This is a genomic window from Autumnicola patrickiae (genome assembly GCF_031846525.1).
Lineage (GTDB): Bacteria > Bacteroidota > Bacteroidia > Flavobacteriales > Flavobacteriaceae > Autumnicola > Autumnicola patrickiae.
In genome coordinates this window covers 71,405-98,071 of record NZ_JAVRHM010000017.1, presented here as the reverse complement: position 1 = coordinate 98,071, position 26,667 = coordinate 71,405, and the positions used below count along the sequence as shown (strand labels likewise).

Below are 26,667 nucleotides of genomic sequence, written 5' to 3'. Positions count from 1 at the left end.
ATTTAATTTTTTCATTAGTTGCATATCAATTAAAAATACGAATTATCCATTCAACTTTTATAATTAAAAGTGACAAACTTAGCTTTGCTTATTTTTATGGTCCAGGGATACAATTTTACTCCACACAAAGAATTTTAGAGCGTACTTATTCTATGTTATAAAAAAGATCGTAATCCTCTATTTTTAGGATTACGATCTCTTCAAATCAAATCTTTACTTTCAATTTTTATAAATCGGAAGTAATTTTATGATGTTCATCAATTAATGGTCCTCCTTCCACAATTTCTTTTGAAGCTTTTTCTGCAAATTTTTCAAAATTCAAATGGAAAGAGTGTGCCAGTTGAATTGATTTCTGAATATATGCTCCTTTCTGAAGCCAGGTGTTTATCGGGTTCAGCATTTCAGAAGGAACATCATGACAATATCTAGGCATTTTTAATCCGAAGATGGGATGTATTTCATAATCTACATCCTGCAGGTTACCATTAAGAATTTCGGAAATCATTCGTCGGGTATACTTCAGTTTAATTCTTGAACCTACACCATAGGGGCCACCACTCCAACCGGTGTTGATAAGCCATACATTTACATTTGACTCCTGCATTTTTTTGCTCAACATCTCTGCATATGCAGTGGGATGTAGTGGCATAAAAGGTTCGCCAAAGCAGGCAGAAAAAGATGGGACAGGTTCGTTTATTCCAGCCTCTGTTCCCGCAACTTTAGCGGTATACCCCGAAATAAAATGATAAGCCGCCTGACCCGGAGTAAGTTTTGAAACCGGAGGAAGCACCCCGAAAGCATCACAGGTAAGGAAGAAAATATTTTTTGGATTTCCAGCATAAGAACCTTCCTGGATATCATCAATATGATCTATAGGATAACTTACCCTGGTGTTCTGTGTAATTGTGGTGTCAAAGAAATCCACTTCTCCAGTGTTCTCGTTAAAAACAACATTTTCGAGCATTGCTCCAGGTTTGATGGCGCGGTAGATATCTGGTTCGCTTTCTTCGGTAAGGCCAATTACTTTTGCATAACAACCTCCTTCAAAATTGAAAATTACATCATCTGGTGTCCAACCGTGTTCATCATCCCCTATTAGTTTTCTTTCAGGATCTGCAGAAAGGGTTGTTTTACCGGTACCGGAGAGTCCAAAGAATATTGCTGTATCGCCATCCTGTCCCACGTTAGCAGAACAATGCATGGGAAGTACATTCTTCTCTGTTGGAAGGATTAAGTTTAAAGCCGAAAATATTCCTTTTTTCATTTCTCCTGCATAAGCAGACCCTCCAACGAGTGCTATTTTTCTGGTAAAGTTTAAAATACTGAAGTTGCCCTGACGCAAACCATATTTTTCAGGATTCTCTTCTATATATCCCGGTGCACAAAGTATCAGCCAATCTTCTTCAAAATTTTTAAGCTCTTCTTCATTTAAGCGAAGGAACATATTTTTCACAAAGAAATTTGACCATGGATATTCGGTAATTGTTCTCACGTCTAGGCGGTATTCAGGGTAAGCACAAACATATCCATCATGTACATAAACTTCTTTTCCGGAAAGGTAATCCGCTACTCTATCGTAAAGCAAATTAAAGTTTTCAGGAGAAATGGGTTTATTAATTTTTCCCCACCAAACATTACTGGTGTAATCATCCCGGACTAAAAATCTGTCCTGTGGTGATCTTCCGGTAAATTTTCCGGTATTAACTGCAAGAGTTCCGTTTGCAGTTTCCCTTCCCATTCCTTTTTCAATAGTGATTTTTTGAAGCTCCTCACCACTGAGGTTCCAGTTTATCACGTTATCACTTAAGCCATACTTTTTCAGATTTTTGGCTTTTGGACGGTTTAAAAGATTTTCCATAATTGTTGAATTTAAGGTGAATATTAATAAGGCCAAATTAGGGGTACCAGTAGAATGGTGGTTGCGAACAATAACAGAAGTAAGGGGCCTCCTACTTTAAAGTAGTCGAAAAATTTATAATTACCAGCAGACATTACCATGGCATTCGTTGGTGTAGCAACAGGGGTAAGGCATGCAGTAGAAGCACTTACTGCAACTGTTATTAGAAACGGAGCCGGTGAAACATCCAGTGTTGTAGAGGCGATAAGTGCTATGGGGGCCATTAAAATTGCAGTAGCCGAATTGCTGATTGCCTGACTGAATAACGAGGTCACCAAAAAGAACCCTGCAAGTAATGCTGTAGGGTGTATTTGTCCCAGACTATCTACAAGGGCGCCGGCAGTAATTCGCGCCAATCCGGTTTTTTGCAATGCGGCACCCATTGGTATCATGGCTGCAATCATTACTACACTTGTCCAGCTTATATTACTGTATGCTTTAGTAATAGGTACACATCCTGTTAGCATCACCACCCCGGCGCAAATAAGGGCGGCAACCGCACCTGGAAATACATCCAGCACGAGTAGAAGGATCATTACAACTAAAGCTCCCATAGCAATATAAGATTTAGGACTTAGCACATCTACATCCTTACTCATACTTTCAGGACTTCCTACAATTACCAGATTTTCGTGCATAGCTTTTAGGGACTCTATATTTTCCCAGGAACCTCTTACCAATAAGGCATCTCCTGCCTGTAATTTAAAGTTTTGATCTTTTAATACATTACTACCACGATTTGCACCCAATAGCTGAATATTATTATTCTGCAAATATCGCCCTATACCTACGTCCTGCCCTACCATTCGTGAACCCGGAGTGACGAACATCTCTGCCATTCCAACCTCCTGGTTGATAAGTTCATCTTTTAAAGCTTTTTCGTCAGGAGGAAAAGGAAGAATCGCCAGGTTAAATAAAAGCATCAGCTTATCTACTGCCTCTGCACTTCCTTTTACTGTAAGAATATCATGATAAAGCAACGTGGTTTCCTGTACGGGAAATTCAACATAAGGTTGAATACCTTTAAATGGATTTGGATGCCTCCTGCGTAATCTCACTATTGAAACATTATATTTTTCCTCCAGGTTCCAGTCTTTTATCCTGGTATTTAAAAGCTGGGACATAGATCTAATTCGTAGACGGTATAGATTATCTCCTATACTGAAATGCTCAATCCACTTATGCATTTCAGAATCTATGTTAACGGGTTTAGCTGCAGCCTCTCTGCTGGGCAATAATTTATGTCCAAAGAATCTAAAATATAAGAGTGTAATAATTAGCAAAGGCACGCCAATCAAACTGAATTCAAAAAAGGAAAATCCTTCCAGACCCCTCTGGGTTAAGGCATCGCTAACAATAATGTTTGGGGGTGTACCCGTTAATGTTAATAATCCCCCTGTATTGGATCCATATGCCATAGGAATAAGCATCTTAGATGGTAAGGTTCCTGCATTCCAGGCGGCAGAAACTGTCATCGGCATTAAAGCGGCAACAGCCCCTGTGTTACTAACAAATCCGGAAAGCAAACCTGAACCCAGGGTTAATAGAATCAGTAGCTTATTAGTACTTTTAGCCGCCATGGCTACAAATTTTTGTCCGGCAAGAGCAGTCCACCCGGTTCGGGAAAGTCCTTCCCCAATTATAAACAAGGCGGCAATCATTATTACGGTAGGATTACTGAAGCCACTTAGGGTCTCTGTAAGGTCAAGTATGCCGGTAAGGAAAAGAGCCAACATAGACATTAACGCTACAACATCTGGCGGATATTTATCCCAAACAAATAATCCAAGGGTAATAAACAGTATAATTAGCAGAATATACATTTTTGATGATTTCTAGTTATTAATCCAGTACCAATAAGGGGGTTTTAGTATGCAGGGTCAAAATCCTGGTTAATTCCCCCCGGGATGCTTTACCGCTGTCTAAATGTGTATTAGGCATTATCGCCAGCATATCTGCATCATGTGTTTCGAGATATTCCATAATACCTTTTTCGATATCCTCATTTTCAAGGAAAGAGCGATGAGAGTAAAAATTTTCCAGGAAGTACTGCAATATGTTTTCATTTTGTTCATCATCTTCAGAATAGCCTATAGTAGCTTTATCTTTTTTTATAGTAAGAATATGTACTTCTGCACCAAACCTGCGGGAGACATCCAGCAAAGTATACAGGGCGTCTTTATCGGCTATTTTCTCCTTTCCAAGCGTAAGGATAATAGTTCCTAATTTGAATTTACTGGCATCTTCAGGGATTACCAAAACCGGAAGATTTGCTTCCTGTACAAATTTTGAAGTTCTTGTTGGTATATCATCCTCATCAAGTGCGGCTCCTTTGGTGCCCATGATCACAAGGTCTATTTCCAGTTCTTCACGATAATTCAGAATGGTTGGAATTAATTTTCCACTACATATAAGGGTTTTGATTTTTGAAACTGATGTATCCTTATATTCTGAAATTATTTTATTCATTTTTTTCTGAAGTTCTTCTTCATTATCTCCATCAGCTTTTATATGAAGAAGATAGAGTAAAATAGAGGGTTCTTTAGTTATAAATTCAACTGCATAGTCCAGCGCGTTTAAAGAGGCTCTGGAAAAATCGAAGGGAATAAGTATGTTTTTCATGACCAGTTAGTTTTAAATTAATTGCTTTTAAAATTCCTTTTTATCTGGTATAAATTTAACAACCAATTCAAAGGGTAAACATGATAATAATCAGTCTTTAGATCCTTAATTTTCAACCGTGTAAAGCGAAAACGATTGAAGTTATATCGTATAATTAATTAGCTGGCTTACACTTTCTGACGTACATCAAAAACTATAGGTAAAGAATACTGAACTCTTACAGGCTTGTTTCGCTGCATTCCGGGCGTCATTTTTGGTAACATATTTATAACTCGTTCAGCCTCATCTTCCAACATTTTATGGGGGCCTCTCGACTTAATGTCGACAATGTCACCAACCTCATCAATTTTAAACATAACAATTATCCTGTTTATCCCACTTAAACCTAATTCGGCACCAATTGAAGTATCAAATTCACGTTTTACAAAGGCATCTATTCTTTTTGTTAAGCAGATTTTCTTTGCCTCATTATCCTTTTCATTTTCACAACCAGGATAAGTTGGCACATGTTCGACAAGAATAAATGGTACCTGTTCAACAACCTCTTCTACTTCGCCGTCATTAATTTCAGCAACCTGAACGACTTTTTCTAATTTGTCATCCTGGCTGCTCTCTGTAGAAGTTATAGGATCTTCTTCAATATCCAGTTCATCCTCAACTACAGAAATAATTTCAGGAATAGCAGGTGGCGGAGGCGGAGGGGGCGGCGGAGGCGAACTCATTTGAGTTATTGGAATATCCTCCTGGAGTTCCTGGGGAACTTCTATTCTAAACTTATCATAATTATCTTTTTCATAGGTCTTCCATTCCAGGGCAAAATAGGTGGAAGACAATATGAGAATCAGCCCAATCTGAAAGAAGATAACGCTTCCTCTGCCAAGATCTACTTTGGGATTTTTTTTAGTTTCCATGACACATGATTTAAGAATTACAGATACATTTATACTCTTCAGGATTGCTCCTATTAATCTTTTATCCTCATGCTATCTTTCTATCCAGACGTCCTGGGTAAGTACATCTTTTATCGTGGGAAAATTTCGTCTGGAGTTTCAAAAACCTTAAAATTCAGGTTTACTCTCTTTCACTATTTGAAGTATATGTTTTAAACACATATTCAACTTATTAGCATATTAAAAGTAATAAATAGAACAGGGTTTAATTATGATAATTATCAGCTATTAACGAAGTTTTACAGCTGGATAAAGGTGATGTAAACGACTACTTCATTATCCCTTTATTTACCCAAACCGGCTGATAAGGAATTTTATTATAATTCCTGAATTTAACAGGAAAAAATCTCGATAAAAATTTAGATGAATAACAGATCTACTGATTTTCATCAGGTCTTTTCTTTATACTCCGGTGTAACTTTGTTAAACAAAACAGATAACTTTATGACTGGCTATTATCGAATGTGCCTTAAAAGTTGGTGCTTGTTTTTTCTCCTTCTCTTCCTCATATATGGTAAAGAGTGCCTGGCTCAAGGTAGAGTTATTGAAGATACAACTCCTGTTGTTCAAAAAAGTTTCCGGCTTAATGCTCTGATTGTGGGGAGGTATTCCGCTTCATTAAATGAAAATATAGATGTTACAGGTAAGCACTTTTATAGTCAAGAAGAAGGAATAGTAAGCAATTCTTTTGAGATGCAGTATGTACGCCTCTCCACTACCTTTGGTATAACAGACAGGATTACCTCTTCTATATTATTAAATTTAGCAGATTTTAAACATCCTAATGTTTCTGAAAAAGTGCTGGAAAATGCCTTCATTAACTATTCTTACAACCCATACTTAAATCTTAGATTCGGCCAATTTAGACCATTCTTTGGACTGGAGGACCTTCATCCTTTTCAACTGAATAACTCCTACGCCTGGTCAAATCAATACAGCCTGTTTGGCCGCAATGGCTGGCAAAGTTTCCAATTGGGAGCTGCATTCTTTGGTTCATTAGCCCCGGTAGAAGTTCCTTTGTACTATTATTTTACAGTTTATAACGGAAACAATAAAAATCAATTGATGGATAGTGACAGCTCCAAAAATTATACGCTGCGAATCGAATATTATCCTTTTTCTGTATTGAAATTAGGTATAAACGGAGGAACAGCAAATTATAATAAACAAAGAGGATATGCATTTGGTTTAGATGCACAGCTAAGATATTCTGTAAGCAACAGGCTTGATTTTGATATGAATGTAGAGTACAAAAAAGGAACCAACTTTTTAGCTTATAGATCTTCTTTGGAAGAACATCCAGATTTAAATATGTACAAAATGGAAGGCATTTATTCACTTTACCAGCTACGCTATTATATTAATAAACCCAGAATACGGGCGCTGGAATTAAGTTTCAGACATGAATACCTGAATAGTGACACTACAATCCCCAACAATGATCTTAATTCTTACGTTCCGGTAATAAGTATGGTTTTCGCTAATATGTATGATGTAAAATTGTCACTGGTAGGAGTGATTAACAATTATCAGGACAATATTCCCAATTCTGCGCAGTATGATCACAGCAGGGTTTTAATGCAACTACAGGTTGCATATTAAAACTTACTGAATATTTTCTGGTATTGGAGATTTTAAAAGTCTTTGCTGAATTTTGTCAATTATTGGACTAATTAACGAATAACAGGAAACTTTTATTCTTCTGGACTTTATTCTTTTCTTTTTTAAAATTCCAAAAGCTCCTAAATAAGAATTCTGTGAAATAAAAAGGCAGGGGATTTTAATTCCTCTGCCCATTTAAATGTATTTCCTGATCTTCCCTAAATCTTTTAAATCACGAAATGAATAAAAAACTTACTAATTGTTATTTCTTTATCAGTTCTTTATTTGCCATCTCATTATCTCTCAATTCCTGACCAAAATAAGGCATTCCATCTTCGGTAAATTTAATTACCCTGGCATGTGTGTTTCGATTTGGATCGTATAGGGGCTCACCATCAATTTCTTTATAGTCACGGGCGTGATAAATCATTACAACTGTCACACCATCTTCAGCCACTGTAAAGCTGTTATGACCAGGTCCGTATCTTTTCAGCTCTTCGTTAGTAAAAAATACAGGTTCAGGTAATTTATTCCATGAAGCAGGATCAAGAAGGTCGGCATCTTGATTGGCCCATAATAACCCTATGTTATAGTTGTGATCTGTTGCGCTGGCAGAAAACGTAACGAAAATTTTTCCATTCCGGATAAGTACTGCAGGACCTTCATTTACTCTGTGCCCCTGAATTTCCCAATCATATTCTGGTTGTGTAATGACTACCTGTTTTTCGGCTAGGGTAGTTGGACTAGTCATTTCTGCAATAAAAAGTCCTGTATTTGTTACTTCATCTGAAGCTCTGTCGGTCCAGATGTGGTAACGCTGGCCCTCATGTTCAAAAGTGGTGGCATCCAAAGCAAAAATGTCCCTGTTGCTTTCTATTTGTCCTTCCTCAGTCCACTCCCCTTTTGTAGGGTCTCCAGACGGATTAGATAAAGCATACATACGCAATTTCCATTTGTCATCGGCCTCACTGGCTGCAAAATAGATATACCATTTTCCATCAATTCTATGTAATTCAGGAGCCCAAATATGTTCACTCATAGGCCCCTCCTCGTGTTTACGCCATACCACCACCGGGTCTGCTTCTTTAATACCATTTATAGTTTCAGAACGGCGTATTTCGATACGGTCATATTCAGGTACTGTAGCAATGAAGTAATACGTACCATCTTCAGCTTTGGTAACAAAAGGATCTGCCCTTTGCAGGGCCAAGGGATTGTCATATTGATGTTCTTGTGCATTCGCTGTAAATCCACAGAAAATGAAAATTAAAGCAAAAGATAGTTTAAGTAGTTTCATAAAGTTTGTTTTGTTTAGTTCTACTGATTTTAATTCAATTGTCCTGCCAAATTCTAGAAATTAGAATAAATGTGAAAGATACACTTTAATACAAATATAACATTGTAGTGGATTTTTCATATAATTTCGAAAAAAACTTATGGAAAATGAAAAATCCTTATTGGTTATATTTCTACGATTTTTATAATAAATCATTGAAATTTATATATAGGGAACGCAACCATTTTATTGTTAATGCATCTAAAACGAAAATCATTATATGTCGAATTGTAAAGCTTTTATTATACTGTTAATTCTCTTTAGTACTTTATCCTGTGATAAGGAAGAGGATTCACAACCAGATTTTGAACCAGTTACCACTGAAGAAGCTAACCATTTCAGGGAAAATTTCAGGAACAGAACTTTTACAAAATCAGTTCCTGAGAATGCTTTCCCTCGTGGGCGGGTCCATATTTACTTTTCTGAAGAAAGTGAATCAGGTATTCGATTATGGGCGCAGTATGCCGAAGAACCGGAAAATGCATCGCATGAATGGGAAATAACCGGAAGGGAATATAAAGTTTCAAAAGACACGGAATCCAATGTTTACAAATTGGAGTTCATTAATCTTTCCGCAAGGAATATCCTTCTTGAAGAGTGCTCCGATTGCCTAGAATTAAAAACATTGAGCATTTTTATCAGGAACCCTTTCGATAAAGATAAAATTCAATTCCGTATTGCTGAAGACAAAGATTTACCCAAACCCTATCCCGTTTTTAACCAATGGACATCCTTTGAAGAAAGAATCATATACTATAATTAATAAGAATCTATTTTTCAGTATATTTCATTCGGTTTAAAAACCATTCAATTAAGATGCTTGCGGCTCCGGGGCATTTTGTTCGATTAAATTTTCTGATTTTAATTCCTTCCAGAAATCAGCCGGAATGGTTTCGCTCATAGACTTTGCGTTGGCAGAAGATTGATGAGGTTTACTTGCTCCGGGAATTACAGAAGCAACAACCTCAGGTGCAGCTGAAAATTGTAAAGCTGCACTTCGTAAATCCACGTTATGATTTTGTGCGATATTATTCATTTTCTCCCTCTTCTCCAGAAAACCATCAGGTATTCCTTCACTGTAATTGTACCGATCTTTGCCGGCAAGAAAACCTGCATTTAAGGGTGCTCCTATGACCAGAGAAATATTTTCTTTTTCACAAACAGGAAAAAGTCTGTTTAAAGCATCTTCATGTTCCATTAGAGAATATTGGGTAGCTGAGAGAAAAATGTCGGGGTCGGAGACTTCAATAGCTTTAAGAATGGGTTCTATAGTGTTTACGCCAAGACCCCAGCCTTTAATAAGACCTTCTTCTCTCATCCTGGTAAGTTCTGGCATTGCTCCTTTTTGGGCTACTTCAAAATATTTTACCCAGTCTTCCTTCATGTGGCCATTATCTGGAGAAAGATCATGTATATAAACGATGTCCAGCGAAGAAATTCCCATACGGTGCAGACTATCTTCAACAGATTTGCGCACCCCTTCAGCCGAATAATCGTATTCGTAATCAAAATTGAGCTTTCCTTTCCATATCCCTGGATTCTTGTCAAAATCTGGAGCAGGTTTTAGAATACGTCCAATTTTGCTGGACAAAAGATAATCTTCTCTGTTTTTGTTGAAAAGAAAACTTCCCATTCGTCTTTCGCTAATTCCTAAACCATACCAGGGAGATGTATCAAAATGTCTTACGCCGTTATTCCAGGCAGCCTCCATCGTCTCCCTTATCTCTTCATCAGAATTTACATGAAAACCATTACCGGCCCCTACTCCACCCATTCCGAAGTTCATCTTTGGCTTAAATTTTTCGCGTAAAACATTTTTTTTTAGCGGAGAAGTAACTCCTGATCCGGAAGCAAAAACTGTGGCAGGTGCAGCGACAGTCGCAGCCGAAGTAAGTATTGTTTTGTATATGAAATCTCTTCTCGTGGTCATAATATTGAGTCTTTTAATTAGCTTTATAGAAGCAAATATCATTTAATTTACAAATTAGCTTTCAGAAAAAACGCTCTACCGGAAAAAAATATGGGCATGACAGATAAAAAATTCCTGAAAATCCATTGCTTTCAGCATGCAGATTTTGAAGATTTAGGGTGTATCAAAGATTGGTGTATTCAAAATGGTCACCGTATAAATTACACCAGGTTCTTTGAAGATGAAAACTTACCAGCTCCTGAAGATTACGACTGGCTAATCATCATGGGCGGACCAATGAGTATTTTTGATGACGAAAACTATTCCTGGCTCAAAGCAGAAAAGGCAGCAATTAAAGAAGCTATACGGCAAAACAAAACTGTGTTGGGAATCTGCCTGGGATCTCAGTTAATCGCTGATGTTCTTGGTGCCAGAGTGTATAAAAATCCTGAGAAGGAAATAGGCTGGTTCAACATTTCACTAACAGAAGAAGGAAAAAAAGAACCTGTTTTTAGTGGAATGAACGAAAAAATGAAGGTCTTCCATTGGCACGGAGATACTTTTGAACTTCCGGAAGGAGCTAAAAACCTTGCTTTTTCTGAAGCATGTAATAATCAGGCTTTTTTGTATAACAGAAATGTTCTTGGCCTGCAATTTCATTTTGAAGTCACAGAAGAAAGTCTTCGGGAAATGCTTCGAAACGGGAAAGAAGAATTAACAGCCGGAAAGTTTATTCAATCTGAAAGTGAGATACTGACACAGAAAGAATCCATAAAATCCAATAATACTATGATGTTCCATATACTTAATAGTCTTGCTTCCGATGAAGGTGTATAATTTTACTTGATCCGCACTCTATGAATAGCCATTAACTATTACCTTGATCCCGTCACATCTTTTAAAAAACTACTTAAATAAAAAGACATTCCAATAGATTAATCTTAACTTTGCATTAAATGCACGGGGTGCCTCATAAGGCTGAGATAATACCCGCTACCTGATATGGATAATGCCAACGTAGGGATGCAGCTTTAAAATATTTCCATTTTAAACTCCATTCTATCTGGTAATCCAGTCATAGAATGGAGTTTTTTATTTAAATAAACTAAAATGGAAATAGAGAAAAGCAACTTTCAACTGCTTCCCAAATCACATCAGAACTGGCAGGAAAGACCGGAATGGTTTTTTAACCGGGAGCATACTGATACTTATGAGCAATGGTATGAAGGAAGATATAAACGTGCCGAAGTCTGGCAAAAAAAGGTAATGGAACAACTTGTTTCCCAGGACACCCGCGTAAAAACTTTACTGGAATTTGGATGTGGAACTACCCGCTTCACCAGATGGTGGAAAGAAATAGGTATTGAAGCCACAGGAGGCGATATTTCTCCACTAATGCTTTCCCAGGCAGTAAACCTTTTCGACGGAGATTTGGTGATGGCAGATTCTCATCATATGCCTTTTAAAGACAATACTTTCGACTCGCTGGCTTTTATTACAACCTTTGAATATTATAAAGATCCCGTAAAAGTAATTCGTGAAGCAGCAAGAGTCGGAAAATATGGAATAGCCATGGGGATGATGAACAGAAATTCTCCTAAGGTGGTCCGGAGAAGGATTCAGGAAATTTTTGGAAAAAATCCTTTTTACCTTACTGCAACTTTCTATACACCAGCAAAACTAACTGCTATTATTAATGAAGCACTAAAAGGTAGGGAATATACTATAGAATGGTCATGTACAGGCCTCCCAAAATGGTTTCCTGTACAACAGTGGGGAATTCCTTATGGAGATTTCTTTGGCTTATATGTGCAATTTAAAGATGTGGAATAATGAGTAAGGAACTGGGAAAAATTCAAAATGAAACTTTTGAAGAAATTATTTTTAATAACTGTGGACGTTCAAGACAGGAAGTGAGTATTGGTCCGGCTTTTGGGGTGGATGTATCTGTTGTAGATCTTCCCAACGGACTCGCTCTTGCATCCACCAGCGATCCGCTCTCCCTAATTCCTTCACTTGGTTTGCAAGAATCTGCCTGGTTATCTGTACACCTAATGGCTAACGATATGGCCACTACAGGATTTTCACCCATGTATGGCCAGATGGTGCTGAACCTGCCGGCAACTTTTTCTAGGGAAGACTTTAAAACCTATTGGCAGTATATCCATAAATATTGTAAAGACATAGGTGTAGCAATTACTGGCGGACATACTGGTTTTGTCGAAGGTCAAAATTCCACAATATCGGGCGGAGGTACTTTTTCTACTGTAGCTCCAAAAAAGGATATTTTAGTTTCGAGTAATGCCAAACCAACAGATGTGATCCTGGTAACCAAAAAATGTGCTTTATCCTCTACTTCTATTCTCGCTATGAGCTTTCCTGAAATTATTAAAAAGAAGCTTGGAAAAGAAGTGTATGAGGAAGCCTGCGGAAATTTTTATCAAACATCATCTTTAAAAGATGCTTTGGCGGCGGCAGGTACAGAAATTCGGCATACTGATGTTACAGCCATGCACGATGTGACCGAGGGTGGAGTTTTAGGAGCAATTTATGAATTAACTAAGGCCTCTGGTAGTGGAGCACAGGTTTATGATGAATTATTGCCAATAGGCCATGTACAAAAGCAGATCTGTGATTTATTTTTTATAGATCCCCGTTTTAGTATTGGTGCGGGTTCTATGATAATTACCTGTAAAAAAGGAAGTGAACATGATGTTATGGCAAGGTTGCAAAATCAAAAAATCGCCTGCACAGTGGTTGGGGAAATTACTGAAAAGGAAGAAGGTGTAAAAATAATGAAAAATGGAGTGAATGAAGAACTTCCCTATCCTTCTGAAGATCCATATTGGAAAGCATTTTTTGAAGCATTTAACGCAGGCTGGAAATGACGAAAATTACCAAAATAAGAGGCGGACTTTATCTTGTTCTGGATCCTTCCATGAACAGGAATGAATTGTTCAAGAAATTAAATGAAGTCCTCGAAGAAGAAATAGCAGTAGTCCAGATCTGGGATAATTTCCCTCCATCCGTAAATAAGGTAGAACTGGAAAACGAGATCTGCGATTTATGCCATTCCAGAAATGTACCGGTTTTTTTGAATAACAACTGGCACCTGAAAAAGTCCACCCGTGCAGATGGGATACATTTTGATGTAATTCCTGAAAATTTCAGCGAAATAAAAGATGAATTGAAGGCAGATTGTATGTTTGGAGTGACTTGTAATAATGATCTTTCTGTAATTAAATGGGCTCACGAGAATAATCTGGATTATATTTCCTTCTGTTCCATATTTCCGTCTCAGACCAGTAATAGCTGTGAATTAGTTTCTTTTGAGACAATAAAAAAAGCGAGAGAAATCACCTCTATGCCCATCTTTCTTGCGGGAGGAATTCAGTATCAAAATATTAAAGAATTAGAGAGTTTAGAGTTTGAAGGTGTTGCAGTGGTTTCGGGAATTATGAGTTCCGAAAATCCTAAACAGGCAACCAGAGAATATTTATCAGAATTAAAGCGTATAAAAAATGAAAATAGCGACAATTAATAAATTATGCTGTCCTTTTGATAAAAAGGATTTAAAGCTAACCATAATTACCAAGGATGTTGAAGAAAATATTCTTGAAGGCTTCCTAACTTGCAAAAGCTGCAACAGGATTTATCCTATGGTAAAAGGAATTCCAATAATGAATCCTGACGAATACAGGGAATTCAAATTGGAACAACCCCTTCTTGAAAAATACCAGTCCCATTTAAAAGGGAAAAAAATCGAAAATTTCCGACTTCTGCCAAATGATGAAGAAACAAAGGAAATAGAGTAAACTCTATAAAAATTAAATCTGTAGATCGAAAATTGCCAAATTAAGCACCAGGCCTTGGACTACAATTTATTGCGCTTTTACTTTTTTTCCATTGTTATAAGCTTCCCAACCTTCTTTTAAGGCATAAGGTACGATCAAAAGAGCAGCGGCGGGATCTGCCCACCACCAATCAAGAAAATGCACTGCCAGGATCCCTCCCAAAACGGCAATTGTTTGGTACAGGCAAACAAAAGTATCTTTGGAGTCTGCAATCAATTCCTTGCTGTTAAGCCTCTTGCCGTATTTGTATTTGTACCAGATCAGGAAGGGGTTTACGACAAGGGAAACCAGCAAAATAGTTAACCCCAAAGTACTCCAGTCAGGAGTTTCTTTATTGATTAATTTTAAAACAGAATCGTATGTAATGAAAATACTGATCAAAAGAAAAGAAAGAGCAATTACAAAAAGAGTTATTCTTTCCCTCTTCTTCACCTTTTCCTCACTTATATCCTTAAGTTCACCATTGAGCCGCCACCAGAGAGTGCTGCCGGAAATAACTTCCACAACACTGTCCAATCCCCACCCAATTAAGGCCGAACTTCCTGAAGAAAAGCCTGCCACCAAAGAAACTCCAACCTCGATACTATCATAAATAATATTGAAGGTCTGGACGTTTCTTCCCTTTTTAAGATTCTTTTCCCTTTGTTGATCTTTCATTCTTCAGGATACGCTGATTTCTTAGTGACTATGGCCACCTTCACCTTTTTGCATTTCAGCCAGTAAATAATAGGCATTATTATATGCGAACATGGTACCCGGCTCCACTTCCGATAAAAAGTTAACAGCAACCCAGCCTCCGCTACTTGTCCCGGTAGTGATCTTCACCGGCTGGAAACTCCAGGCATCCCCTTCCCTTTCGGCCCTAAAAGCAAACTGATTTTCACCATCCCGGCCAATAGCATCTTCAGGAAGTGCGGTGGTGGAAGATTCTTCTACTAAAATTCTTCCACGAACATACATGCCGGGAATAAGGTTTTCTGGTCTGTTGTTGATTTCAGCGTGTACATGAACTGCTTTTCTTTCCCTGTCAAAAGATTTACTAATTGATATAATTTCCGCATTAAGTTCCATTCCTCCCAAAGATTCCACCGTCAGGATAACCTTCTGTCCAACTTTTATCTTAGAAATATCCCTTTCAAAAACCATAAGATCGGCATGAACATCTTCTGTATTAACTATTTCGAACATCGTGGTTTGTGCTTCTACAAATTGGCCCGTTTTTACATTTATCTCCTGCACGGCACCTTTAATAGGACTTTTAATAGCTATGCGCTGATTAATATTTCCTTCCTGGATATTTTCGGAACTTAAGTTCAGTAGCTGTAACTGTGATTTTAATCCCTGTACTCTGCCTCTGGCATTCTGAAGTTCAGCTTCTGCTCTCTGAAAAGTTTCTCCGGAACCTACTCCGGCGTCATACAATTTTTTCTGCCTGTTGAATTCCTTTTCCTGAAATTTTAGCTGATTTGATGCGTTGAGAAAATCTGTTTGAATCTGAATAATATCCGGATGAGAAATATAGGCCAATATTTGCCCTTTTTCCACCTCGTCTCCTTCAATAATTTCGATGTCTATCACATTTGCTCCAACTACAGTGGTAACCGAAGCTTCATTTTGAGGTGGCACTTCCAGCTGCCCATTCGCTTCCACAAAACCAGCCATATTTCGCTCCTGCAGTGTATCTATCTTCATTCCCAAAGCATCGAACTGTTGCTGGGAAAGCATCGCCTCCTCCATCTCGGCGTGCCCTCCTTCTTCTTCTTCTGTATGTTCATCTGAATGTATTTCACTTTCTTCGGAAGAATCTTTACATGAAATAAGACTGGAGAAAGTTAGAAAAGCCAGTAAAAAAATAGATGTTATTGATTTTATTGTCATTTTAGTAATGTTAATCGTTAAGAAAAAATTGAAGCTTTGCATAAGCTTCCAAATACTGCTGAAGGGAATCCAGGGCGTTTATCTCCACCTGTACAACATTGTCCAGGATATCGATAAATGCCAAATATGCTATTGCTCCTTCGTTAAAAGCAAGTAGTGAACCTTCCCGCTGTTCGGCGGCCACGGGTAAAGCTTCTTCTTTGTAAAAATTCCAGGAAGCCTGCCACTTCTGATAATTTTTGAGTGCCTGGGAAAAATCGGACTCCAGTTTTTGTTTTTCAAAATCTGAAGTGCGCTCTGCTATTTCTGCTTCTATTTTCGCAGCCTGCGCATTTCCATAAGTTTCTCCCGAAAGAAACGGAATGGACAATCCCGCCTGATAACTGTAAAATCCGCTGTTGCCGTTTATTTCCTGAAATCCATACTGAAGATTTAACTTCGGAAGTAAAGCTGCTCTGGCGGCCTTGTGTTCTGCTTCAGCAACTTCTACGTCTTGCCGGAAAACTTCCAGCACCGGATGCTCCTGAAGGTTTTCTGCTAAAATTTCTTCTTCAGTAAAAAACGCAGGGTCTAAATCCTCTGTAACTGTGTAATATTCTTCCTGTCCCAGCCAAAGATTCAGTCTTTCAAGAGCGGTTAAATAATCTGTATACGCCTGTTCAGTTTTTATTATTATCTGGTTCACTTCGCTTCTGGCGGTGATCATTTCCAACCTGGAAATTGCCTCTACCTCATAACGTATGGAAACAGCATTTTCAAATCTTTGATAAATCGAATCAAGTTCTGAAAACAATGTATATTCCCTTTTTGCCACAAAAGCATCAATCCAGGCAGATTTCACTTCCCGCGCTACCTGCAGTTCTGATAATTCAAAGGCTTTTTCTGCTAAGGAAATCTGCTCATTTTGTACCCGGAGTTTTGGTGCTATTCCTAACACATCAATTCCCTGCTGCTGAATTCCAATTCTGGTATAGACTCCGCGGCGATTTGCAATTTCTTCCCCGGCAGTAAATATTTGTGTGTTTCCAAAATCCCAGGCCGATTTCCGCAATACTTCCTGCTGTTCAATTTCCAGCTTCCTGTACATTAACAGCGGAAAATTTTTAATGGCAAGCTCTTCTGCTTGAGACATTGTTAAGATTGGTAACTCATCCATTTCCTGTGCTGTAATATTACGTGGAAACAGGCAAAGCACAGCCAGGACTACAGTAGCAATCACAGGTTTTCCAATAAAGTTTCTTCCGGTTGAACGTTCTTCCACCATTTTGTAAAGGATGGGTAAAATAAACAGCGTTAGAAAAGTTGAAGTTATTAAACCTCCAATTACTACTGTTGCCAGCGGCCTTTGCACCTCGGCCCCTGCCGATGAAGATATGGCCATTGGTAAAAAGCCCAAAACATCCGTAAGCGCAGTCAGCAGGATTGGGCGAATTCGTCTGCGTGTACCGCGGCTTATACGTTCCTCCAAATTGGTGACTCCTTCTTCTTTCAGCTCATTTAATCCGCTAATCAAAACGAGTCCGTTAAGCACAGCTACTCCAAATAAGACGATAAATCCAACCCCCGCAGAAATGCTGAAAGGCATATCCCGCAACCACAACGCATAAACTCCGCCAAGAGCTGCCAACGGAATAGCCACATAGATCATTGTAGTCTGCTTAAATGATTTTAATGCAAAATAGATAAGGATGAAGATAAGTAATAGTGCAATTGGTACTACCACCTGCAACCGGCTACTCGCTCTTTCCAGGTTTTCAAAAGCTCCCCCGTACCTGATGAAATATCCCGTCGGCAGATCAAATTCCGCATCCAATTTTTTCTGGATATCCTCTACCACAGATTTGACATCACGGTTCCTGATGTTTACCCCAACATTTATTCTTCTGTTGGTATTATCGCGACTTATTTGCATTGGTCCGGGCTGGTAACTGACCTCTGCAATCTCCCTAAGCGGAATTTGGTTTTCTGAAGGTAACGTAACATACAGGTTTCGAAGGTTATCAATATTTGCGCGGTGCTCTTCATCTAAACGCACCACTAGGTCGAACCGGCGCTCGCCTTCAAAAATAACCCCGGCCTTTCCTCCGGCAAAAGCTGACTGCACCAGAGAATTGAGATTACTAATCTGTAATCCGTATTGTGCAACTTTATTTCGGTTGTAGTTCACTGTAATCTGAGGCAGGCCTGCGGTTGCTTCCACCTTCATATCTGCAACTCCTTCTACTGTAGAAATAATATTTCCCATTTCTTCAGCCTTATCAGCAAGAATGTTAAGATCTTCTCCATATAATTTAATAGCAACATCTTCCCGTACACCTGTAATCAACTCATTAAATCGCATCTCTACAGGTTGAGAGAATTCATAACTTACCCCGGGAATAATACTCAGGGTTTCTTTCATCTTCTCTATCAGCTCGCCTTTGTGGTCAGCAGAAACCCATTCGGAACGGGGTTTCAGAATAACAAAACTATCCGCAAGATCCATCGGCATAGGATCAGTTGGAACATCAGAAACTCCGAACCTGCTAACAATTTGTTCAATTTCCGGATATTCGTTTAGAAGGAGGTTTTCTATTTTGTTCGCTGTTTCTGTTCCTTCAGTTAGAGAACTTCCCGGTTTCATTATAATGTGGAATGCAATTTCACCTTCGTCCAGTTGCGGTACAAATTCTCCTCCCATTCTTATAAAAAGAAAAACCGAAAGAGCAAAAAGAGCTACTCCGACGCCTAAAACAATCTTTCCTTTGTTTAAGGATTTCTTCAGAAGGGGTTGATATTTATTTTCAAGCCAGAATACAAATTTGTCGCCCCAGGATTTTCTTTCTGTCTTAGGAGCTTTAAGAAATAAAGCCGAAATCATGGGTACATACGTAAGGCAAAGAATCATTGCACCCAGCATAGCAAACATAAATGTGAGCGCCATAGGCCTGAACATTTTTCCCTCTATGCCTTCCAGCGCAAGAATGGGCAAAAAAACGATTAGAATGATCAACTGCCCAAAAAAGGCAGAATTCATCATCTTCTTTGCAGAACCGGACGCGATTTCATCTTTCTCATCCTGCGTTAGCTGTTTCTTATTCCTAATCCTCTGATAAATTAAAAACACTGTACTCTCCACGATAATAACGGCACCGTCCACGATGATTCCAAAATCAATAGCGCCCAGGCTCATCAGGTTTGCCCAAACACCAAAAGCATTCATCAGAATAAAGGCGAAAAGAAGCGACAACGGAATTGTAGAAGCTACAATCAATCCGCCCCTCCAGTTTCCCAGAAGCAAAACCAGGACAAAGATTACAATTAAACCACCTATCATCAGGTTCTCACTAATTGTTCCTGTTGTTTCAGCAATAAGTTTACTCCTGTCCAGGAAAGGTTCTATGGAAACACCATCAGGAAGGGATTTTTGGATTTCGTCTATCCTCGTTTTTACATTTTCTATAACTTCGTTGGAATTAGCTCCCTTGAGCATCATAATCATTCCCCCCACAGCTTCACCCTGTCCGTTTTTGGTGAGCGCTCCATAACTCACGGCACTTCCTGTCTGCACCGTTGCAATATCCCTAATGGTAACCGGAACTCCTCCGGAATTTGCAACGACAATGTTCTCGATATCCTCCACACTTCTGACCAATCCTTCCCCCCTGATAAAATTAGCCTGGTGGTTTCGTTCAATATAGGCTCCTCCGGTGTTTTGGTTGTTATTTTCTAATGCGGTGAAAATATCTGAAATACTCAACCCTATTGCGCTGAGTTCATCGGGATCAACAGCCACTTCGTACTGTTTTATACGACCGCCAACGCCGTTAACTTCCACCACTCCCGGAACCATCGCCATTTGCCGGCGAACGATCCAATCCTGAATTGTGCGGAGTTCTGTAAGACTATACTCTTCTTTGTATTGCTCGTCTACCTCTAAAGTGTACTGGTAAATTTCTCCAAGACCGGTAGAAATCGGGCCCATGAACGTATTACCAAGTCCTTCAGGAATCTCTTCTTCTACTGCTCTTAATTTCTCACCTACTAATTGCCTTGGCAGATAGGTGCCCATATCGTCTTCAAAAACGATGGTCACCACAGAGAGACCAAATCTGGAAACCGATCTAATTTCCAAAACACCGGGCAAATTGCTCATCGCAACTTCAACAGGATAAGTGACAAATTGTTCAATATCTTCAGTGCCCAGGTTTGGAGCCTGTGATATTACCTGCACCTGGTTATTAGTGATATCCGGCTGTGCATCTATAGGAACCTGCGTTATGCTCCATATCCCAACGCCAATCAGGACAACCGTCAGCAGGCCTATTATAAACTTATTATTGATTGAAAAATCAATGATTTTATCTAACATCTGGTGTTTTATTTAATTCAGAAAAACAAAAAGGAATGACTGAATTTAGTCATTCGCGACAGGACGTAAGTATCCCAGGTCTGAATTAAATGCGGGGTGGTTGAAGAAGAGAGCTGGAGAAATCTTTTTCCGGTGCTTCCAACCTGGTGGAAATAAGCGTTGAAATTTCGGGACTAAAAATAAAAAAATATGTGGTCTGCAAATCAACAATATGCACGTGACAGCAGTGGCAATGGCAAAAAGGCGGACATAAATCTTCTGGAGAATCCTGCTGACTTTCACCTTCTACTGAAGTTTTTGTACAAACTTCAGCATCTGAACAGGAAGTCTCAGCCTCGTCTGCACAACCCAGAAAATTGAGTCCCAGAAAGTAAAAAGATAATATAAATGCTGCTATCTTCACAATTACAAATATAGAAATTATCTTCAAGAGCAATCCCTTATCAAATAGATAATCAGTTTCAGAATTCTTCGGAAGGAAAAAATATTTTCGGTTAGCTCCTGATGATATTGAATTTTTTACTGATGATCTGCAAGGATCCGCCCAAGGATCAGAAATAATTACTCTTCCTTTGGAGGATACATGAAATCCTCAATTTTTCCATGGGACAGCTCGGGATTTGCACCCTCTTTTCCTGCCACCAATGCGCCAACAGCACATGCATAATCCAATGCCTTTTGCGGATTTTCCTTCTTCAAAAGCTTCGCAATTAAAGTGGCCAGAAAAGAATCTCCCGATCCAACCGTATCCTTCACTTTTACCTTAAATCCGCTATTATAGTACAATTTTCCTTCGTGCAGAAAAACTGCTCCGTGCTGTCCTTTAGTGACACAAATTGATGTTGCCGAAGTTTCTTTAGCAATAAAATTGAGATTTTGCTCCAGGGAATGAAAAGGAGAACCCAATATTCCTGCAATTTCAAACAATTCGTCATCATTAAATTTGATAATATCGGCCTGCTGAATCAGCTTTAGCAAAACTTCTTCTTCATAGTGTGGAGGTCTTAAATTGATATCTAAAACTTTTAGTTTGGCTTCGTGCAAAAGTTCAAAAAGAGTATTGCGACTGACTTTATCCCGGCAAACCAAACTTCCGAAGATAAAAACATCAGCTTCTTTTACAGAATGTTTCATTTCCTCTGAAATTTTAATTTTATCCCACGCAACGGGATATGCTATTTCATAAGTTGCAGAGCCACCAGGAGAAAGGCTCACATTAACCACTCCAGTAGATTGCTCGGCATCTTTGGCAATATTTTTTACCTCAATATTATTGGATTTTAAGTAGGAAATAAGTTTATGCCCCTTTTTATCATTCCCCACTTCACTAATCACTTCGGTTTTAATTCCGAAGCTGCTCATTCGCGAAGCAACGTTAAGTGGGGCACCGCCAATACGTTCCTCATCAGGAAATACATCCCACAAGATCTCTCCAAAACAAACTGCCTTTATATCCTTTGCCATTATGTTCTATTTTTAACCGATAAATTCAGCCGGTACATCACTACTTGCCAAAAATTGTTATTTTAGACACTACACCTAAAATGGCAATTTTCATCTTATTTTCCTTACAGAAAGTTCTTCTCCAAGCTCCTCCAGCGTTTTTCCTTTGGTTTCCGGCATCATAAAGATTACGAAGAACAATTGCAGCACCATCATAAATGCGAAAATTGAGAAAATGTAAGCCGGGCCTATGGTGGCGGTTAAATAAGGAAAAACTGAAGGAATAGCAGCAGCCAGTAACCAGTGGGTGGACGATCCAAATGCCTGACCAGAAGCCCGTAGATGATTGGGGAAAATTTCAGAAATAAAAACCCAGATCACGGCCCCTTGTCCTACTGCGTGGGCTGCTATAAATATGAATAAAAACAATGGCACCCACAATCCCTGCCAGTTTAGAAAAAATGCAGCTGCTACCAGCGACAGGGAAATAATATATCCAATTGAACCTACCAGCATTAACTTTTTCCTCCCGACACGATCAATTAAATATACCCCGATAAGGGTAAAAATCAGGTTAATAATGCCAACACCTATACTGCTTAACAAGGCTGTACTTTCACCTAAGCCGGCAGCTTCAAATATTCTCGGAGCATAATATAAAAGTGCATTTATACCTGATAACTGATTAAAGAAAGCGATTAAAAACGCGAGAATTAAAGGAAAACGATACTTCTTCATAAAGATATTTTCCCCTTTAATTTCCGTCTCCGATTGTGATTTTATCTCCTTCATTTTTGCTTCAACATCATAATTAGGATCAATAATTTGAAGAACTTCCATAGCCTCCTCATTTCGTGATTTGGAAATAAGCCATCTTGGACTTTTTGGAATAAAGAAAACGAAAACAGTATAGATAACAGCAGGAATGGCCTCTACGCCAACCATCCATCGCCAGGGCTCTTCTCCTGTATTTCTGAGTAAGTAATTTGAAAGAAAAGCGATAAGGATTCCAAGAACGATATTAAACTGGTACAAAGCCACCAACTGGCCTCGATTTTCCCGAGGAGCTATTTCTGATACATAAGCGGGAGCAGCAATGGTAGAAGCCCCTACTCCCAATCCACCAATAAACCTGAATATTGCAAAGGAAACAGGATCATCTACCAGTGCAGAGCCAAGTGCGGACACAAAATAAAGAATACCAATTACTAAAAGTGTATTTTTTCTTCCGAACCTGTTTGTTGGAAAGCCTCCAAAAATAGCTCCAATCACAGTACCCCAAAGTGCCATACCTATCACCACAGAACCATGAAAAGCATCTGTTGTTCCCCATAAATCCTGTAGTTGTTGATCTGCTCCTGATATCACTACAGTATCAAAGCCAAAAAGAAAGCCGGCCAATGCTGCACTTATGGACCAGAAAAAAATTTTCTTCATATTCAGGATTTAGTTTATCGGTTGAACCGAAAAGCAAAGAATTGGTTTAAATTTTTAATACAATTACAAGCTGAAAGCAATTTAAGGAAATATTCAGAAGAATTCTACAAAATCATTAGGGCAGTTTTAGCGAAACCTTAAGAGACTTCGCACCGTTAATTTTGTACTTTAAAAAGAAAAAGATGAAAAATACTGCTATGATCCTTTTAACCATAACTACATTGATTCTTGTGGCACTCGCTGTTATGGTTTCTTATAATGTTGCCTTTCCAATGGTTTTTTATATAACCTGTGCAGGTCAGGCCATATTTATATTTACTGTTTACAAGGTTCTAACAGATAAATATTCTACAGAAAAGACTTTTGATGACTGGTATGAAGATTATCCTATTGAGGATAAATAATTTAAATTGAGAGTGACTATTCAAAACCTTACTATTCCACCACGTCAATAGTTGTTGTAGCGGAAACTGGTTTTCCCTCTCCCGTAAATCCTTCTAAACTAACCTGATAAGTTCCCGAAACATCGGAAGTATAAAATTCAATGTTCTTATTTCCTTTTGTAAATTTCAAATTTGGATTCCAATATAACTCAAACCTGAAATCGGGAATCCTTGCTTGTTGGGAAGCTTCGTAATCGGGATGGAAATATAATTTTTGGGGAGAAGTCTTTAAAGGTTTTGTTTCTAAAATATCCTCCCTGGAAATTAAAGGAAAGTAATTCTGCTGTTTGGTTTCTATAGTAATAATTCCCTGGAAAACCAGTGGCCCCAAGAAATATTTATCCCGTAGTATTCCTATTCTTTGAATTTTTCTTGAATCAAAATCCATGAATTCCTCATGATTTTGAATTAATACGCCATCTACCAGGAGTAAAGTAGGTAATCCGGTACTAAGTGAGGATTTATAACTTCTTACCTCAAATTGGCTTTGCCCGTCATTACCTTTTCTAATGGCACCAAACCGTATAATTTCTACGAATGTTTCTCTAACCGTTGGAAAACGGTTATAATCATCGAGATTGTAAACTTCAGGCAATTCACCATAAAAAGAGGTGCTTTCAGAAGAAAGTATAATTTCGTCTGATTTCTCGGCTAAGTAGGAATTTTCTATTTGGTTATAAATACTTCTCTTTTTAAGCCATTCTCTCATTTCAGGTTTAAAACGGAAATTATTAAAATTAAAATCTTGATAATTGTCAACAAATTTCTCTTCAAGTTGAATTTGAAAGTTCTCTGTTCCCCGATTCATTACCTGTAGCACTGCACTTTCTCCCTCAAAATTGGAAACATTTAAATTAAAATGAAAATTACCCTCTTCGTCTGTTTGTGCAAACTTTAGAATATCATTTCTTCCTGGAATTGATAACGCTACAATCCTCTTGTCGAACGATCCATTGGCAGACATTTTATTCAGAATTTTTCCGTTAATAATTTCCCCTCTCATTTCAGGAAAATAATTTATTCCGTCTGAATTCTGAATCAAATTATTGGACTGCTGTTCTAAACTCCAATTAGAAGCGCTTGTGTGCTGTGGCTTTGCAAAAGTGTCTAATTTCCTGACAAGCACAGAATAACTTCCAGATTCCGCATCTGCATTTTTAAAAGTTATATTCAGAATAACTTTTTCCCGTTTTCTATATTTTTCAGCAGAAGTGGAAATAGTTACTAAAGCATTTTCAACTTCACGTTTATCTTTATAGTTATCATCCAGGTAAAAAGAAGAATTATTTGCTCCCGTAGAGTCGGAAATAGCTCCCTGGTCTTCTGTATAAGGATTAATAATAGCCAGATCTCCTTTAAAAAAGTTTTCCTTACCTGCATTTTTCATCCATTGCGTATAAGCAACAATTTTGTAATTACCTGATTTAACGTCTATCGGAATAAAGAAATCTCCGTACCCGCTACCGCTCTCAAGATCAATTTTTTGCTGAAAAAGGGCGATTCCATCTTGTCTTATTACTTCCACATAGCCAAGCTTACTAATATCGCTCAGTTTATTAGTGGACTCATTTATTGCGTACAGTTTATATCTCAGACTTTCACCGGCAAGAAAAAGACTGGAGTTGTAATGAACAAACATCTTTTCCTGCGGAATTGCTTCTGTTAAATCCTGTACTTCCTGGCTTTGTAAAACAGCGCTCTGCAGAAGAATTAGTACAATAAAAAAATAAAATTCTTTTCTCATTAGGTTTTTATTCTATCCAAAATTCAGGAACTTCATTGCTGCCCAGGGTTCTGCAGTCAATACATTGCGCCCACATTAACGTATATATAGGAGGAGCGAAAGGCACAGGATCAGCAGCATAAAACAGGTAACCACCATTCTCTATCAAGGCAATTAATCTATCACGCGGAGGATCGTAGATCGTATCGCAATAAGAGGTAAGGACGGGTCGACCTTGTGAAGGATCATAATAATCTGAATAACTAAAAAAAGTCCTTTTTTCAGAAACGGAAGCTACAGAAAAATAGCCGATCACAAATTCACCTTCTTCTGTTGCATTTATATTCCCTTTCAGTACACCAGGCTGAACCTGGGAAAATATATTCTCAGAATCTGATAAATTTTGCAAGGTTTCATAAAATTTATAAGCTTCAGGGGAAAGGGAATACTGTTTGACCAATATGCTATACCTGTAGGCCAGAATAGGGTTATCATTGGCAAGAAACCTTATAAGAAAACCATCCTCACTATTAGAAGATAAATTGGAGGTGTTCCTTAAGATCACATTGTTGGAAGCTACAGTGTTATAACAGATCTCATCTTCATAGGTCTTCAGAACTAATTCTGGTTCGCCATCCTCATTTAATATAAATTCCCTGGTTTTAGGAAAGCGGGAAACTATTTTATAAGTTTCTTTATATTCGTATTTAAAATAATTCGTCTCTTCTCCAGATCCTATATCTACAATAAGACCTATTCCATCTTGTCCCTGATAATTTGTTTGAGTTGAAAATACATCTGCTATAGGTACTGCGGCATGAGGAAGTACAACCGGATCTGAATTGTAAGATTTTCCACTTGCAGTATTGACTTCCAATTGATAAGATATACCAGGTTCTACTGCAAAAGGTCGTTCTGAAAGATAAATTCCGTTTTCTTCTTCCGTAAAAGAATACGAATTTCCTTCATTATCTGAGACTTCTACTGTAGCTCCGACTTCTGCCACAGGTCTCTCCTCACCTAAAGGATAGGCGTTGGATATCTTTACTTTTTGAGTTATAAATTCATCTGTTAGTGTAGATTCTACTACCAAAGCACTTTCGAACTTTCCTTCTTCTACTTCTACAGGTTCAACACATCCAAGTATAAACAGGAAAAACAACAGAAAAAATACTTTCTCTAATGACTTTAAAAAATTACTTATCCTGTACTGCCACATAAT

General features: G+C 38.3%; 22 protein-coding genes and 1 riboswitch. Of the genes, 8 read left to right on the top strand and 14 right to left on the bottom strand.

The features are described 5' to 3' along the window. Positions 1–226: 226 nt before the first annotated feature. The 4 genes from pckA to RM549_RS14405 all read right to left on the bottom strand — a co-directional run bounded on the left by pckA (position 227) and on the right by RM549_RS14405 (position 5,430). Positions 227–1,858 carry a phosphoenolpyruvate carboxykinase (ATP) gene (pckA, locus tag RM549_RS14420; protein WP_311686052.1) on the bottom strand — a complete coding sequence of 544 codons (1,632 nt, stop codon included), beginning with the start codon at positions 1,856–1,858 and terminating at the stop codon, positions 227–229. A gap of 23 nt (positions 1,859–1,881) precedes the next feature. Next, the gene (locus RM549_RS14415; protein ID WP_311686050.1) at positions 1,882–3,720 is read right to left on the bottom strand and encodes an SLC13 family permease; all 1,839 of its coding nucleotides are present in this window, start codon (positions 3,718–3,720) and stop codon (positions 1,882–1,884) included. Positions 3,721–3,739: 19 nt separating this feature from the next. After that, positions 3,740–4,519 (bottom strand): universal stress protein, encoded by a 780-nt coding sequence (locus RM549_RS14410; RefSeq protein ID WP_311686048.1) that lies wholly within the window; start codon positions 4,517–4,519, stop codon positions 3,740–3,742. 167 nt (positions 4,520–4,686) lie between these two features. Then, positions 4,687–5,430: an energy transducer TonB gene (locus RM549_RS14405; RefSeq protein WP_311686046.1), complete on the bottom strand. Its 744-nt coding sequence runs from the start codon at positions 5,428–5,430 to the stop codon at positions 4,687–4,689. 483 nt (positions 5,431–5,913) lie between these two features. Between RM549_RS14405 and RM549_RS14400 the strand changes: the two genes are divergently transcribed. Next, positions 5,914–7,071 carry a porin gene (locus RM549_RS14400; RefSeq protein WP_311686044.1) on the top strand — a complete coding sequence of 386 codons (1,158 nt, stop codon included), beginning with the start codon at positions 5,914–5,916 and terminating at the stop codon, positions 7,069–7,071. 262 nt (positions 7,072–7,333) lie between these two features. On the opposite strand, the gene RM549_RS14395 is transcribed toward RM549_RS14400, so the two are convergent. Continuing rightward, complete coding sequence (locus RM549_RS14395) at positions 7,334–8,368, bottom strand: glycoside hydrolase family 43 protein (RefSeq protein WP_311686042.1); 1,035 nt, start codon at positions 8,366–8,368, stop codon at positions 7,334–7,336. A gap of 259 nt (positions 8,369–8,627) precedes the next feature. Between RM549_RS14395 and RM549_RS14390 the strand changes: the two genes are divergently transcribed. Further along, on the top strand, positions 8,628–9,170 hold the full coding sequence (locus RM549_RS14390; protein WP_311686040.1) for a hypothetical protein: 543 nt from the start codon (positions 8,628–8,630) through the stop codon (positions 9,168–9,170). Positions 9,171–9,218: 48 nt separating this feature from the next. Here RM549_RS14390 and RM549_RS14385 read toward each other — a convergent pair whose 3' ends face one another. Beyond that, the gene (locus tag RM549_RS14385; protein ID WP_311686038.1) at positions 9,219–10,337 is read right to left on the bottom strand and encodes an aldo/keto reductase; all 1,119 of its coding nucleotides are present in this window, start codon (positions 10,335–10,337) and stop codon (positions 9,219–9,221) included. A gap of 96 nt (positions 10,338–10,433) precedes the next feature. On the opposite strand from RM549_RS14385, the gene RM549_RS14380 reads away from it, so the two are divergent. The 5 genes from RM549_RS14380 (at position 10,434) to RM549_RS14360 (ending at position 14,131) form a co-directional block, all read left to right on the top strand. After that, a complete protein-coding gene (locus RM549_RS14380) occupies positions 10,434–11,153 on the top strand; it encodes a type 1 glutamine amidotransferase (protein ID WP_311686036.1) in 720 nt (239 codons plus the stop codon). 114 nt (positions 11,154–11,267) lie between these two features. Beyond that, positions 11,268–11,357, top strand: a riboswitch (TPP riboswitch). A 69-nt stretch (positions 11,358–11,426) separates the two neighbouring features. Next, the gene (locus RM549_RS14375; RefSeq protein WP_311686035.1) at positions 11,427–12,149 is read left to right on the top strand and encodes a class I SAM-dependent methyltransferase; all 723 of its coding nucleotides are present in this window, start codon (positions 11,427–11,429) and stop codon (positions 12,147–12,149) included. Then, positions 12,149–13,204, top strand: coding sequence for an AIR synthase family protein (locus RM549_RS14370; protein WP_311686034.1), 1,056 nt, complete (start codon positions 12,149–12,151; stop codon positions 13,202–13,204). The genes RM549_RS14375 and RM549_RS14370 overlap by 1 nt, the downstream gene beginning before the upstream one ends. Next, a complete protein-coding gene (locus tag RM549_RS14365; RefSeq protein WP_311686032.1) occupies positions 13,201–13,857 on the top strand; it encodes a thiamine phosphate synthase in 657 nt (218 codons plus the stop codon). The genes RM549_RS14370 and RM549_RS14365 overlap by 4 nt, the downstream gene beginning before the upstream one ends. Further along, positions 13,838–14,131 (top strand): Trm112 family protein, encoded by a 294-nt coding sequence (locus tag RM549_RS14360; protein WP_311686030.1) that lies wholly within the window; start codon positions 13,838–13,840, stop codon positions 14,129–14,131. The genes RM549_RS14365 and RM549_RS14360 overlap by 20 nt, the downstream gene beginning before the upstream one ends. Positions 14,132–14,197: 66 nt before the next feature. Here RM549_RS14360 and RM549_RS14355 read toward each other — a convergent pair whose 3' ends face one another. The 6 genes from RM549_RS14355 to RM549_RS14330 form a co-directional block, all read right to left on the bottom strand. Further along, positions 14,198–14,827, bottom strand: coding sequence for a cation diffusion facilitator family transporter (locus RM549_RS14355; RefSeq protein WP_311686028.1), 630 nt, complete (start codon positions 14,825–14,827; stop codon positions 14,198–14,200). A gap of 21 nt (positions 14,828–14,848) precedes the next feature. Then, positions 14,849–16,048, bottom strand: coding sequence for an efflux RND transporter periplasmic adaptor subunit (locus RM549_RS14350; protein ID WP_311686026.1), 1,200 nt, complete (start codon positions 16,046–16,048; stop codon positions 14,849–14,851). Between the two features lie 10 nt (positions 16,049–16,058). Beyond that, positions 16,059–20,399, bottom strand: a complete 4,341-nt coding sequence (locus RM549_RS14345) for a CusA/CzcA family heavy metal efflux RND transporter (RefSeq protein ID WP_311686024.1) — start codon at positions 20,397–20,399, stop codon at positions 16,059–16,061. 85 nt (positions 20,400–20,484) lie between these two features. Continuing rightward, the gene (locus RM549_RS14340) at positions 20,485–20,802 is read right to left on the bottom strand and encodes a DUF6660 family protein (protein WP_311686022.1); all 318 of its coding nucleotides are present in this window, start codon (positions 20,800–20,802) and stop codon (positions 20,485–20,487) included. Between the two features lie 158 nt (positions 20,803–20,960). Further along, positions 20,961–21,863, bottom strand: a complete 903-nt coding sequence (locus RM549_RS14335) for a carbohydrate kinase family protein (RefSeq protein ID WP_311686020.1) — start codon at positions 21,861–21,863, stop codon at positions 20,961–20,963. A gap of 90 nt (positions 21,864–21,953) precedes the next feature. Then, a complete protein-coding gene (locus RM549_RS14330) occupies positions 21,954–23,279 on the bottom strand; it encodes a sugar porter family MFS transporter (RefSeq protein ID WP_311686018.1) in 1,326 nt (441 codons plus the stop codon). A 182-nt stretch (positions 23,280–23,461) separates the two neighbouring features. On the opposite strand from RM549_RS14330, the gene RM549_RS14325 reads away from it, so the two are divergent. Continuing rightward, positions 23,462–23,683, top strand: a complete 222-nt coding sequence (locus RM549_RS14325; RefSeq protein ID WP_311686016.1) for a hypothetical protein — start codon at positions 23,462–23,464, stop codon at positions 23,681–23,683. A gap of 31 nt (positions 23,684–23,714) precedes the next feature. Here the strand turns inward: RM549_RS14325 and RM549_RS14320 are convergent, their stop codons facing one another. Both RM549_RS14320 and RM549_RS14315 read right to left on the bottom strand, forming a co-directional pair. After that, positions 23,715–25,466, bottom strand: a complete 1,752-nt coding sequence (locus tag RM549_RS14320) for a hypothetical protein (RefSeq protein ID WP_311686014.1) — start codon at positions 25,464–25,466, stop codon at positions 23,715–23,717. Between the two features lie 7 nt (positions 25,467–25,473). Then, positions 25,474–26,664 carry a DUF4249 domain-containing protein gene (locus tag RM549_RS14315; protein ID WP_311686012.1) on the bottom strand — a complete coding sequence of 397 codons (1,191 nt, stop codon included), beginning with the start codon at positions 26,662–26,664 and terminating at the stop codon, positions 25,474–25,476. Positions 26,665–26,667: the final 3 nt, after the last annotated feature.